Origin of the sequence: Bradyrhizobium sp., from assembly GCF_019244115.1 — a bacterium.
Taxonomy (GTDB): Bacteria; Pseudomonadota; Alphaproteobacteria; order Rhizobiales; family Xanthobacteraceae; genus Bradyrhizobium.
The window spans coordinates 1-12,680 of record NZ_JAFATE010000586.1; the positions used below are offsets into that span (position 1 = coordinate 1).

A 12,680-nucleotide genomic window follows, 5' to 3' on the forward strand; every position below is an offset into this window, starting at 1 on the left:
GCCATCGGTCCTCTGAAAGGTCTGGGCCATACGTTGGACCAGAGCGGCGGGCGGCGTATCGCTGACGAAGTAGGTCGCCAGTTTTTGCGAGAGGTGCGTGGCGGTTGCAGGTTGCCGGCACAGGATGTCGAGCGCTTCATCGACCTCCGCGAACCCGCGTCCCTTGATTGCATGACCAAGAAACAACTTGTCACCAAAATCATGCCGCGCCGGATTGAACTCGAATGCACCTTCGCGGACGAGTTGGTTTTGTAGCTCCGGTTTCAGCTTGGGATCTTCCTGCTGCAGGTCGATCCCGACGCCGGTCAGAATGCGGGCCAGTTGTTCCACGTCGGCTTGTGTGTATCCCGAACCGACACCCATGGTGTGCAATTCCATGATCTCGCGCGCGTAATTTTCGTTGATATGGCCGACCGCGTTGTCGGCATTGTCGAGATAACGCAGCATCGCCGGATGGTGGAGCGTCGCCGATAAAAGATCGCGGAAGCGACCCATGGCGTAGGATCTGATCGCACGATCCTCGTAATCGCCGACCAGAATGCGGATGTTGCCTTTGTACTGGTGAACATTGAAATGATTGAACCAGAACCAGACCATCCGCTCCCGCAATTGATCGGGCCCATATAGCGCCCGAAGGATGGTGCGTGCGGCGGCCTGGCGGGCACGGTCATTCATGGCCTGCTGAAAGACCTGCTGCGCCGCTCTCTTTTGATCAGGATCGGCAACCTGGTTTGCCGACTTGGCCTGCTGGTCGAAGGAAACGGCGATATCAAACGGAAACTTGTGGACGTCAGGCATCCCCTCGATCTGCGACTGCACCAGCGGCGGCAGCGCAAGGGTGGCCTGCGGATGGAGCTGTTCTTCAATCCAACGGTCCACGCCGACCGCCTTGAGATGCTCTGCGCTGGAGGGCGTTACTCCCCAGGTCAGCCGGTCGATTAGCGTGAAATCGGTGGTTTTCAACTCAGCGGCGTCGACACTGGACGCTGCAAACATGGCCAGCGCGGTCATCCACCCGCAAAGCCGGACCTGGATCGATCTTTCCAGCTTGTCCATCTGTCTGCTCAAATGATCGTCATTTGATTCCACACCGATCCGGAGGCCTACCTTGATCCGGAACGGTGCCGCGCCGCCGGCAATAGAGCCAAATTGCTCTGAACAATCTCTGAACAAAAGCAGACAGAAGGTGGCTCCAGCGGCCGACACCGAAACGTGATCGACAACGGCGCGTGCGTTCGGAAATGTTTCATCGTGGCCACGGCCGGAAGAACGATTGCAGGGGTCGCTCAATCCTCGCGGTTTCTACCGTTGAGGGCTGCAGACGCCGGCCCCAGCGCAAGCGGCGCTGTGATGCGGCCGGCATCCGAAACACTTCAAATCCGGACATCGAAACGCGACCTCGCCGGAGCGGCATTTCTTGGCGCAAAGCGGCCCAAATTTGATTGGCCAGCGCTGTTCTTGGCGCGTTGTTAGCTGACACTGACCCATGATGGATTCGAGCAAGAGTCCAAATGTCTCAGAAAGTCAGAAGGCGGCGTGTGCCTGATGATGTCTACCGCGGCTCAAAATGAAACCAATCCTGGCCCCGTTCAACGACGCGATATCGGACCGGGAGCGCGTCGAGGAGAAACACGTTCTGGAATCTTGGTGCGGGCATATCCCCCAAGGGGATTGCTGATTGCCGCCGTCGTTCGTTGATGTCCTCAATCTTCTGCGCAATCTCATACGCCTCGCGGGCCTGGTCGAGTTGAAATTCCAGAGCCTTCAATCCCGCTTCCGAAAGGTGGTTCGGATGAGATGAAAGTGGACGGTCGGGCAGGAGGGTCTCCGACGCAGTTTCGGCACTGTCTTCCTTGGTAAGAGCAACGCTCAAGTCCGGCTCCTTTTGAGTGTGCGGAGCGCTTCGTTAGCGCCACCCCGGGGCGGAAGCGACGTGGGCCACAATCGCTTCGATCCAAGTGACGACTAATCCGTGTGAGACCCTTGAGCCGCTCGAAAAAGAGCCGGGCCGCGAGCGCCCGATGACCCCCGACGAAATCAAAGCGTTCTGGCTTCTGCTCGATGGTACTGAACTCGGCGGCCTGTCGCTCCATGTCCGGCTGCTCTTCAAGTTTGCGCTCGCCACCGGGCGGCGTACCGATGAGGTGCGGCGCTGCACGTCAATGAGATCGTCGATCTCGACGGTGAGAACCCGCGCATGCTCATCCCGGCCAAGCGCGTCAAAATCGGCACGCCGGTTGTGATGGCGCTCTCGACGCTGGCCGTTGAGATCATCAAGGCGGCACTGACCGACGACGGCCAGCAGTTTTGTTTTCAAGAGCCCGATCCACGCCGACAAGCCGGTGCGTCGGAAAGCGATGCAATGCCGCGCTCCGTGGCAACGACCGCGGCCGAACGAGCCTGTGGGAATTGATGGTGTTCGAACGCAATGCGGAAGGGAACTTTGAGAACGATCAGGTGTTCAAGCCGCAGGATTTCAGACACACGGCGGCAACGCTGTTGGTCGAGCGCGGGTTCATGGACATATCTCAATCGCGCTCGGACACACGTTCGAGGGCGAGCGCGTGCCCGGGGCGCGGACGGCAGGCCCGCGAGCACCAGTTGTGACGCTCGGCTACATCCATAGCCACCGCCTGCCGCAAAAGCGGAAGATCATAGAAGCGTGGGCACAAGAGCTGCGGCGGATCATCGAGGCCAAGCCGGAAGAGGCCGAGCAGCGCCTTGCGGCGTGATCTCGATTTCCTGCCTGCGTTGAAAGGCGATCGCTCGTTGCGACCGCCTCTTTTTGCGGTCGGCATCTGAATTGTCGGGACTTTCCGCGGCCATTTTCGCCACGTTTTGTTTTGCTTGCGATCGTGTTCAGGTGCATGCTTCTTCTACTGAAGAAGGAGAACCGTGTTAGCTAGGGACAAATGGGTGGGGGGACCAAGATGACCATCCAACGCTTGCTCGAGGACAGCAAATTGGACGTGCAAGAGCAGCAGCTGCTCGAACTGGCATATCGACGAACACTGCAACGCCTGAACGTGGTGGATCGCGCTGATCCATTGTGCGAAGCTGTAGCCCGCAAGATTATCGATGTTCATAGGTGCGGCGCGACCGACGCGATTGCAATTTTCGGAGTTGGCCGTCAGAGAGCTTAGCAGGGACAAATAAAAGGCCCGCCTCAGTCGGCGCTCTAGTGATGACGATTGGCAGCTTCCACGAACTGCAGAACCATCTCCGGTATCTCTTCGCACTCAACGCACCGTCGTCGCAGCTCATCCGCGATGTCGACCGTCACGTCACGGGACCAGCCTTCAGCAGTATTGAAGGCGACGATGCGAACCGGGTTGCTATATTCGCCTGCGAAGAAATCACGGATCAGCGTCTCGCGATCGGCGCGTTCTTCATCGGTCTCGCGCCAAGCTGGTCCGATGCCGCCCCCAAAATCGTCTAAAACGAGGTACGTATCTTGATCGCCCGCACGGGGCACCAATGAAGGCGAGGTACGCATACTGAACTCCTCGATCAAATCGATTAATGAAAAACATAGAAGCAAACTTAGCTTACGTGCATCGGTGCTGCGCTGAACCTGATCAGCGTGTCCTTGAGGTGTCCCAACGTCAACCTTATCCCATTACGCCGGATGGCTGGCTGGTAATCTTGATAGCAAAGCCGCCGCAGAAACCCATGGGTTAAGGACAGCGTCCGGCGCTCGAATAGTATAACTAGGGTCTTGGCCTTATCCCCAGAGCCGCTGACCTCGCTCCAATTGGGCGGCCTTAGTCGGCCCAAACGGCTGGGGCCGTCTACGCGTCATACGGGCTGATCGCTATGCCGCTGCCTGATCTTCCTTGTCACCACGCATTACGATCCTGATCACATCATCGGGTAAGGGCCGCTGCAGCGCCTTCGCCTCATCCCAGGGGGCGCGCATCCAGACATCTCGCTCTTGGTCCGTGGCAGGATCACCGGCATCGCCTTCGGATGGATCGGCGCGACGATCGCGTTCGTGACGATTAGCTCCGACGGGCGAGGGCTAGGACGGCTCTACAGCGGAAGCCCTCTGATCGAACGGGTTCTTCCCACAGACGCTGGGATTGGTATGGGCCTGGCATTCGTCTTCCATAGACACCGAAAACCAGCCAATCAGCAGCGCCGTGACGAACAACGCGATGTAGAGAGATGCCCTAATCAAAGAACGCTTGACCATAGTTTTGCCTAAAAACCTGGCCGCTAAAAAGCAAAAAACTGTCTTACTAGCGCAACGTTAGATTGCGTTTATTTTGAGGCGGAACAACCATAAGGATATGGAGGGATCGGTGCTCGCCCTCAATTCGCCCTTGTACGCCTGAAACCGATCAAATGCTCGGCGGGGGCGGCATGCCCCAGCGCATCGTCACCATCTCGGTGCCCGTGTCGGTGTTGCGGATCGCAGGCGCGGGATAGTCAGGAAACACGCCCGGCATAGGCGGTAGGTTGCCGACGTACCTGTTGATCACGCGGAATAGCGCGATGATCGCGGCTTGGTTGATGTACCTACTTGAGCTTGGTCAACAAGAGCGCTGACGCTTGCAAGATCGCCGATAGAGACGCGGCTGCCGCTGCATAGCTGTTCCATCGAGATTGAGCGCGAGCAGTTTCAAGAACGTCGATAGCTTTCGCTCCTTGCGCCGTGACGATCTGCGGACCCTTCTCGTCATCGACCGAAATATTGTCATTGGGACGCTCTAGATCAATCTCCGGGTATTGCCGCTGGATCGGTTTCGCCACTCACCTTGGATGCAAAGAGGCAGAGAAGGGCAGCAATCAGGGCAAAACCGGCCGCCCCCCATGTGGCGATCTCTTCGACGAGTTCTGTCTGAGGCATCACCTTTCTCCCGGCCACCACGTGATGGCGGATTGCTCGCCGAAATCATAGTGGTGCGCAGCGTCACGAGATGGCTACGCTCTATCGATGGCTGCCCGCCGGCCGGTGCGCTGCCTATACCACAGGAGCACAATGCCGACGAGGGCTTCGCCGAGGATGAATATCAGCATGAGGTAGCGCCAGGTCATTGTAAGGAGGCTCGCTGCCAAAAGTTGCCAGACTAGCTTTTCTTCAAAGCCTTCCGTTTGCGCAAGTAGTAGCCTTGCCTCTGAACGGCCTGCTTAATCTCCTCGCTGACCATCACTACCCTCTTCTTGCTTTTGCGCCACTTATATGATGGGCGGCCAAGAGGGAACGGCAATCCCTTACGCACGACCAGCAAATCGCGCCTACTGTTTAAATATACGTCGAACACTATCAAGACCCTCAGTCTGATGACAGCATACAACTGTAAGCAGAAAGAGTGGTTGCGCGGTTGCAACAGTCTTCGAGCAATCCCGGCAACGGGTCCTTCTGGTAGGCAGTGCACTGAACGATCAGCGTGCCCATCGGCCCTGGACGCTAGGACAGCATCAACGCATGCAATCAGCTTCGGCATGGCAAATGGCTTGGCAAGGAAGCAGGCCGCGCCGGCCTTCAGCGCGCTGGCGCGGACACTTTCATGGCGAGGTCTCGCGGATCGTGCTGCATGTTGACGCCGAGGGGGAAGCCTGATCGGGGACGGCGGGCGTATGACAGTCACCTCGCGCGGGCGAAATGGATGACGGAGATCGATATCGGGAGTTGCTTCGGCGGGGCTTAGTTGGGAGGACTGGAGTGAGGGATACACCGGACGGAGCGCCGCGCTCGCCTTAAGGGCTGCTCTCGACCCTGGCAGTGTGAAAACGCCGTGCGCGAACTCGATGCTGCGCTGCTCGTCGACCCGAACGACGTCGACGGCATGGCACGCGCGATTGCTTCGGCCATGTCAATGCCGCTCGCCGAGCGGCGGTTACGTTTTCAGGCGATGATGCAAAGACTGCGCTCCCAGTCCATTCAGCGCTGGTTTGCAGACTTTGTCCGCGCCTTGAGGAGGGGAACGCAGAGGTCCCGGCAGAGCCGGAGCTGCCGGACCCGGCGATGCCGCCACGGCTCGGCGCGATCGGCGCCGTCATCGGAGCATGACGGCCGCGGGCTGAAATGGGGTATGGTCGTCGCGCCGCAAGGGTCGAGCGGATGTTTCGACCCAATCGGACACGTCCCGCCCAAGCATTCCCGATGCATCGAACCGATCAAAGCGCGGATGCCATCGTCAGAACAGCGGCCGCCTGGTCGGGCTCATGATCAGCCATCAGCGAACGCCCGCCGTTGAGGTCTTCGCGCGGCGGAACGGTTTCCGCTGAGCCGAGAGCTCCTGAACCCTCAGAGAGATTTGCGGATGAGACACGACTTCAGCACATGAGCCCAAATTGCTGCATATTATAACGTTACGTATCGCAATGATCAGAACGAGAAACGATCACGAAGATCGAGCGATAGAGGCGCGGTCCAGAGTGAGTTGCGCATGTCTATCGGGGCGGGGACCTCGAGCAGAAGGCAAGATGTGTCATGAGAATGCGGAGCGCGTACGGGACCACCAGCAAACTCGGCACGGCGCTGATCGGCGCCGTCCTGATCATCGGTCCAGCGTCGGCAGCAGCGAACGCTCACGCCGCCGCTGCGGTTGTGGCGGGGCGAACCTCAAGGCCGCGGTCCTGGGTGAGGTTGACGACACCTCGATTCTCAGGACGGGGCTCTCCAACGGCTATTGGGATCCTCTCAACGAACTACCGATCTCTCGGCTCTTGCCGCCGCGCAGCGGGCTGGAGCGCAGCGACTTTGTGCACTGGCGCAAAGCGGACGTGCAGCCTGAACGGGAGTTTCTGAGTACGCATGCGGTGGTGGCCCTGGTTAGGTCGTCTTGAGTGGATGACTGATTGCGCTTAGGCGGCGCGGGCGACGCTCTGAGGCTGCTGACGCAGCAGGAAACAGCCGAATGTCGATCTGCCTCATGGCTCTGAGTTCGGGTCAAGATCTCGGTTCCAGGCCCGAATGAATCCATCGCGTTGCCAGACTTAAGTCGCATTGCGACCCAGGTCGCGGCCAAAGGTGTTCGCGGGTGGGGCGCAACACCGGAGGTTTTCATGTCCGGTCATTTGCGATTTTGCTTGGCCGCCTTTCTCTTCGCAGGTCTCTCGATGTCACCTGCATGTTCGTATCCCTTCGATGCCTTATTCAGTTCCGCTCCCGCGGAAGCCACTGCGTCCGCTCCCGCTGAAGAGGAGTGCTTGCCGCAACCCGGCAAGTCGACGGCCGACGGGCAGCACTGGGTCTATCGTTTCGATGGCCACCGCAGATGCTGGTTCCAGGCCGCCGAGGAGATTGCGACGGTGAAGAAGCCGGTTAGTCATCACGCCGCGAAGAAGCATGTCGCCGCTCCCAGAGAGAATGAGACCGCTCTTCGCAAGCGGAAGGCAGTCGTGGATGCCCGTGAGCTGCTGCTGCGTTCGGCGCAGGCGGAAACGCCCCAGCCGACGCCGCCCGCGCCCGAGATCAAAGTCGTCGATGTCGCTCCCGACCCCACTACAGGGGCGGCGGCACTCGTGCCCCCGGCGCCCGCTATCGCTAAGCCCGCTATCGACCAGCTCACGTCAAACCATCCCGCGCCGCGCCAGGTCGACGTGGAGGCGCTCCTGGCGGCCGCGCCGCCCGCCAGCAGCGACGCGGTTGCCACCTCCGTGCCTTCGCCGGCCCGGGCAGCCATTCCCATCACTGAGGCGGGCGATGAAGGGCGGGAGTGGACAGTATCCTGGCTCGGCACGCTACTGATAGGGCTGGGGCTCGTCTCCCTCCTAGGGGCGAGCCAGACTCGTCGGGCGCGCTGCTGGTCAGGCGATTTCTCCACCGGAGGACGGAGCTCGCGGCCATCGCCGACGACGGAATCCGGAACCGTCTTTTGCCTTCAGTCCGAATTTCGTTCAATCGGCCGGCGGCGGAGGAAAGGCTCTTTAGGAAGGCCGGCAATCTAAGGGGGCGTTTGTTGCGGGCTCCCGCAACTAGGACCCTCTTGGGTTTTCCGGTCGATTGGGGCAGGGCAAATCTTTGGACTTAAAAGGCCATCTCAATTCCTTCACCCGTCGTCAGGATAGAGCAAACTGCCACTTCCCCGAGAACTCCATCGGGAAAATCAGACCGGTTTGACGGGGGTACATGCCGTAGCGCTCCCCTAGTTGCCTGGGTCGGTTGGCACCAAGCGGTCCCGCTGCTGCTCGTTCCCATATTGGCCATGCTGTCTTTCGACCTTGGCAAGACGAGCTGCAAAGCAAATCGGGGTAGATGCGTGCCCCATTCAAATGCAAATCTTGCCCGGCAACAACGTGCTCTCAGCCTCCGAGCTCTCACGGCGGCGCGATCCGCATTCTTGAGACGCGAAGCACTGCGGCCAAAGCGGAAACTGGACTCTTGTGACCTGCCGCACGATGTTACCTATGCGCCGAGAACGCGGCGGATGCCTCACCGTGGGTTATCGGCCGTGACGTGTACCGGTGGAACTCGTAACCGCCTTCTGGCAGCACTGCCGCCCGCGGACTTGGATCAGATTGGGAGCGAGCTTCGATCAGGACGCGGTTCTGGTGCGAGCAGGTGACGAGGTCGGCTATGTGTTCTTTCCTCATGACGGCGCCATCTCTCTGATGATCGAGATGGCGAACGGGCAGACGGTTGCCCCGGCTACGATTGGGCGCGGTGGGCTCGCGGATCGCCGCCTTCCGATTTTGCGCCGCCTTCAACAGCAGTCCCGCGATCCGGCATGCGCTCCAGGCTCGTGTCAGTGCGGTGCTGACACAGTTCCAACTCGGCGCAGCCTGCAATGCGCTGCATCCGGTCGAAGCCCGGTTGGCACGCTGGCGGCTGCATCTTCGCGACCGCATCGGCCACGACGTCCTACTGCTCACCCAGGAAGCGCTGGCGCAAAATACTCGGTTGGGCGACGACCGACGGTGACGCTCCTGATGCGCAATTTGCGCGCGTCGGGCGCGATCAGATCTGACCGACGGGGCGAGATCGATCGATCGTGGCCCACCGCGGTTGCGTGCGAATGCCACCACACCATGCGTCCTGAAGCTTGCGGCCCGATCTCGCTTTCTGGCGTTGGGATGATGGGCGCATCGCACTAGGTGGATCGGAAGATACTATGTGAGCCATCGCCGAGCGGCTCGGCTACGCGAAAGAGGCGTGTGCCGTCCTCGCGCGTTCCGTTAGGTCAACTGACATTGGCGGCGTTGCCGCCGGCGGATCTCGGCCTGCTCACGCCCCACTTCCACAAAGTTCGTTCGAACCCGACGACGTCTTGGTGCGGTCGGGCGACGAGCTTAATGAGGTTTATTTTCCCCATAGCCGTGCGATCGTTTTCATGGTGGAAATGCCCGACGGGCAAGCCGTTGCGACCACACTGATGGGGTGGGAAGGCGCCTTTGCCCGTGGACACCTAACGTCCGCACATCGGGAGAGTTTCAGGGCTTCGCCCGGCGCATAAGTATAAGCATAAAAAGCAGATTCTTGTTCTCCTCCCAGAGCTGCAAAGCTCGTGCTGGGCGGGAGAGGCGAGGCGGAACCTTTGTACGTTTCCACGCTTACAAGGGAGCAGGGCGGCAGTAGTTGGGCGCGTAGCATGAGTTCGATTTTCCTGGTCGAAGACGAAGTCTTGATCCGCATGTTAGTGGCCGACATGGTCCAAGAGCTCGGGCATGGGATCGCGGCCGAGACCGGGACAGTCGAGGAGGGGCTTCGCCTCGCCCGAACTATCGATTTTGACCTCGCGATTTTGGACATCAACCTAGGCAAGTACACCGCTGAGCCAATAGCCGATGTCGTTGACCAGCGAGGACTTCCGATCATTCTTGCCAGCGCCTACGGGGAACACGGTCTGCCGACTGGCCTTGCCGGCCGAAGGCACTTGCAGAAGCCTTTTCAGATCTCGCATCTGTCAGCCGCTATCGACGCGGCAATGAGGAGGGCCTGACGAGAGAGGGCTTCAGCGGTCTCGAGGTCCGCCCTGGTCGGGGATGTGATGCACCTGCCGGAGCGTAGGCTCAATCAGGAGACCGCATGGATCGCATCAAACCAAGCAAACGCCGCTGCTTCCGGACGGCAAGCCCATGAGTGCGGAAGACTTGCGTGAGCTGCACGATCAGATTGCTGCATTTGAGAACATCGAATGGATCGATGACGCCACGCGGCAACTCGTGGAGCGATACATGCCTGATTTGGCCGACCGACTGCCTGCGAAGCGAACCGAGCGTTTGGTCAAGCGTTCGGGCGTATGAAGGCCAAGTCGAAGCGAAAGATAACGGCCAAGCGGCGGCGCCCCGGCCCCGTCGTCGCCGGTGAGCGCAAACCCATGGTCTACACGAAAGGATCGAAGGACGCGATGCGCAACAGAGCGCCATTGCCTCCACGCAATTTCAAGCCCGATCTCAACGGCGGCAAGCCATGGTCGGAAGCCGATATCGAGGATCTGCCCAGCCTGAGTGAACCTCACATACGTCCCGCTCTCGTGCATCCACAGCCAGCCGCGCTCGATCGCGAGCTTGAGGCCGGCGCGGTATTCGGCCAGGGTGCCCTTGAGCTCGGACAGGAACGGCCAGTTGATCTTCTCGATGTGGATGCGGCCGTCCTGCACTGGCTCGAAGGCGTTGGGAGCTCCAGCAGCTTGCGTGCGGCAACTTCCGGGTCAGCATACGAGCGATCGGGAACGAACTTCATTTGGTATCTTTGTCCTCTTTCTCTGAGCGGTCAGCGCGTTCTGGTCGCGCGCCGCTAATGGTGCGCGACCTCTCGCGAACTCACAGATCTCTGAACTCACATCGCGGCATGCGTAAAATTGCCGCTTGGAGCGCGAAATCCGGTATGTCAAGGGTGGCGTCACGCGAAGGGTTGCAGCCCGCGGCGTGACACCTTGATGGTTCTGGGCGTATCCTAGAACACGTAAGCGGTGGCAAGCTTTACGAAGCACAGGACGACGATCACGATGGCAGCGCCGGTCCCAGCCAGTCTGGGGTCGGCGATGTCCAGGTCCAACTGTGCGACCTTAAGCACGAAGCGACTCATAAAACCTCCTTTCTATTTTGCTTTTCGAAGCACCTTGAAAGTAACACACGTGCGCCACTGAGGCATCCGTGCCTCTACACATCACCCGAATTAAATAGCCAAGTTAAATCAGACGGGTGGTCTTCGATGCCGGCTTCTTGATGGTGATATTAGCTGAAACTATTTCAGACAGACAGCGCAGCCCCGGCATCGGTGAGTTTCGCATAGGTCCCGCTCTCGTGCAGCCATCACAGCCAGCCACGCTCAATGGCGAGCCTGAGGCCGGCGCCGTACTCGGCCCGGCTGTGGTTGAGCTCGGACAGGAACGGCCAATTGAACTTTTCGATGTGAATGCGGCCGTCCTGCAGCTCGACAGCATTGGCGATCTCCATCAGCTTCCGCGCAGCGGTCTCGGGATCGGCGAAGGGATGATTGCCGACGAACTTCATGCGACTTAGGGCTCCATGCGCGCGGCTTAGATGTGCTGGGCCGGCTGACGGGCGGGGCGACCTGCTGACGGTCCAGAGCACATGAAACAATTTGTTAACGAGTTATAGAGAACCGCGTCCCTGTCTCCAACGACGCAATAGGTGTTGATTGTTGCATTGTAGTCGGAGGCGTCGTGACCTTCGAGGACGAGCTTCAGGAATTGATCCACAAACAACTCGCAGCGAACTCAGGGAGCGTGGGCGCCTTCTTGCGCGTAACGGCTGCGCTAGAAGACGCCAAGGACCAGCTAGAGGTGGATTTGCACGCCATGTTCACGGACGAGCAATGGGATACATACGAGGAGGAGGAGGCAAACTTTTGGAGCCACGACCACCAGCGCCGCCGTGACCGCCGCCTCCAGGGGAAAAACTGAGAGCCAATCTCCGTCAGCGAGCCAGAACATCTCGGCGCGACCTGCGGATAGTCCCCCAGTCGCCATGATAACGGCCTGTCACGGCGTAGATGTGCTCGTCCATGTCCGCGATCGTGATCTCCGCACCCCAAAAGCAGCGCGATCGGTGTGGGGCGGGGTTTTGCTTGGGGCATTCAATCTCCTGCACGTACGCAGCATTTTGCAAGAACTGTCGGGAAGACCGACAGTTTTGCCAGCTGGTCAATCGACCCGTTGCCCGAAACTGTAGCCGGCCGGTACAGTTTCTCAGCCGCAACACCCGGAGGGGCAATGACCGACAGTCCTGACGCCGCGCTTCTCACAGCGATCGAAGAGTGGAGAGACGTGTGGCGTGAGGCGGGCGCCTCGACGATGAAGATCCAGCTATTGGCGGCACTGCCGAGAAGGCCCTCAGGCTCGAGCGAAAAATTGCGCGTATGCCGGCGATGACTCGGGAGGGGTATCAGGCGATAGTCGAGGTCATCCGCAAAGCCGAGTTCGATGAGGATGTGCTGCTCGGGATCATGTTTTTGTTAGGCCGCGACGCGGAGCGACTCGGCATAACGGACGCTCCGCCTGAGCTGCGCGCCGATTGGTGATTAACCCGCTATTCGTCCTGCCAATCGATGACGAGCCGACCGCCGAAAAACGCAACGGCAGCGCGATCTTGTTGCCGATTCAGCATGTCTGTGAGGCCGGATCTCTGAGCAAGACCGGACCACATGTGCTCGTTGCGAGCCTTCGCATTTTGACCCTTAAGCGACTTCGGCCAGGAATCAGATGTTGCTGGTAGCGAAGCCGGCTGGAGCGACGTAACCATGTGAGTTCCCCAAGATGACGGCT

General features: G+C 59.7%; 13 protein-coding genes and 3 pseudogenes. 9 read left to right on the top strand and 7 right to left on the bottom strand.

Translation table 11 applies throughout. The features are described from left to right. Positions 1–1,290 (bottom strand): DUF1800 domain-containing protein (locus tag JOZ76_RS26005; protein WP_291703504.1); only part of this gene is annotated, 1,290 nt, incomplete at its 3' end. Positions 1,291–1,657: 367 nt separating this feature from the next. After that, positions 1,658–1,873, bottom strand: a pseudogene (locus tag JOZ76_RS26010) (transcription elongation factor GreA); the annotation flags it as partial. A 324-nt stretch (positions 1,874–2,197) separates the two neighbouring features. On the opposite strand from JOZ76_RS26010, the gene JOZ76_RS26015 reads away from it, so the two are divergent. The 3 genes from JOZ76_RS26015 to JOZ76_RS26025 all read left to right on the top strand — a co-directional run bounded on the left by JOZ76_RS26015 (position 2,198) and on the right by JOZ76_RS26025 (position 3,143). Continuing rightward, positions 2,198–2,413 (top strand): hypothetical protein, encoded by a 216-nt coding sequence (locus JOZ76_RS26015; RefSeq protein WP_291703505.1) that lies wholly within the window; start codon positions 2,198–2,200, stop codon positions 2,411–2,413. A 190-nt stretch (positions 2,414–2,603) separates the two neighbouring features. Further along, entirely contained in the window at positions 2,604–2,732 is a 129-nt protein-coding gene (locus JOZ76_RS26020) for a hypothetical protein (RefSeq protein WP_291703507.1), read from the top strand. Between the two features lie 198 nt (positions 2,733–2,930). Next, the gene (locus tag JOZ76_RS26025; RefSeq protein WP_291703509.1) at positions 2,931–3,143 is read left to right on the top strand and encodes a hypothetical protein; all 213 of its coding nucleotides are present in this window, start codon (positions 2,931–2,933) and stop codon (positions 3,141–3,143) included. A 35-nt stretch (positions 3,144–3,178) separates the two neighbouring features. Here the strand turns inward: JOZ76_RS26025 and JOZ76_RS26030 are convergent, their stop codons facing one another. The 3 genes and pseudogenes from JOZ76_RS26030 to JOZ76_RS26045 form a co-directional block, all read right to left on the bottom strand. Continuing rightward, the gene (locus JOZ76_RS26030; RefSeq protein ID WP_291703511.1) at positions 3,179–3,496 is read right to left on the bottom strand and encodes a hypothetical protein; all 318 of its coding nucleotides are present in this window, start codon (positions 3,494–3,496) and stop codon (positions 3,179–3,181) included. A 318-nt stretch (positions 3,497–3,814) separates the two neighbouring features. Then, positions 3,815–4,481: pseudogene (locus JOZ76_RS38615) on the bottom strand (SOS response-associated peptidase). Between the two features lie 40 nt (positions 4,482–4,521). Further along, positions 4,522–4,755 (bottom strand): hypothetical protein, encoded by a 234-nt coding sequence (locus tag JOZ76_RS26045; RefSeq protein ID WP_291703512.1) that lies wholly within the window; start codon positions 4,753–4,755, stop codon positions 4,522–4,524. A gap of 983 nt (positions 4,756–5,738) precedes the next feature. On the opposite strand from JOZ76_RS26045, the pseudogene JOZ76_RS26055 reads away from it, so the two are divergent. The 4 genes and pseudogenes from JOZ76_RS26055 to JOZ76_RS26075 form a co-directional block, all read left to right on the top strand. After that, positions 5,739–5,924: pseudogene (locus tag JOZ76_RS26055) on the top strand (trehalose-6-phosphate synthase); the annotation flags it as partial. Positions 5,925–7,014: 1,090 nt separating this feature from the next. Continuing rightward, complete coding sequence (locus JOZ76_RS26060) at positions 7,015–7,899, top strand: hypothetical protein (protein WP_291703516.1); 885 nt, start codon at positions 7,015–7,017, stop codon at positions 7,897–7,899. Between the two features lie 715 nt (positions 7,900–8,614). After that, positions 8,615–8,872 (top strand): hypothetical protein, encoded by a 258-nt coding sequence (locus JOZ76_RS26065; protein WP_291703518.1) that lies wholly within the window; start codon positions 8,615–8,617, stop codon positions 8,870–8,872. Between the two features lie 667 nt (positions 8,873–9,539). Then, the gene (locus JOZ76_RS26075; RefSeq protein ID WP_291703520.1) at positions 9,540–9,890 is read left to right on the top strand and encodes a response regulator; all 351 of its coding nucleotides are present in this window, start codon (positions 9,540–9,542) and stop codon (positions 9,888–9,890) included. A gap of 168 nt (positions 9,891–10,058) precedes the next feature. Here JOZ76_RS26075 and JOZ76_RS38365 read toward each other — a convergent pair whose 3' ends face one another. After that, a complete protein-coding gene (locus JOZ76_RS38365; protein ID WP_366113516.1) occupies positions 10,059–10,550 on the bottom strand; it encodes a hypothetical protein in 492 nt (163 codons plus the stop codon). 655 nt (positions 10,551–11,205) lie between these two features. Next, positions 11,206–11,406 carry a hypothetical protein gene (locus JOZ76_RS26085; RefSeq protein ID WP_291703522.1) on the bottom strand — a complete coding sequence of 67 codons (201 nt, stop codon included), beginning with the start codon at positions 11,404–11,406 and terminating at the stop codon, positions 11,206–11,208. Between the two features lie 173 nt (positions 11,407–11,579). Between JOZ76_RS26085 and JOZ76_RS26090 the strand changes: the two genes are divergently transcribed. Continuing rightward, positions 11,580–11,819, top strand: coding sequence for a hypothetical protein (locus JOZ76_RS26090; RefSeq protein ID WP_291703523.1), 240 nt, complete (start codon positions 11,580–11,582; stop codon positions 11,817–11,819). Positions 11,820–12,274: 455 nt separating this feature from the next. After that, complete coding sequence (locus JOZ76_RS26095; RefSeq protein ID WP_291703525.1) at positions 12,275–12,436, top strand: hypothetical protein; 162 nt, start codon at positions 12,275–12,277, stop codon at positions 12,434–12,436. The last annotated feature ends 244 nt before the right edge of the window (positions 12,437–12,680 follow it).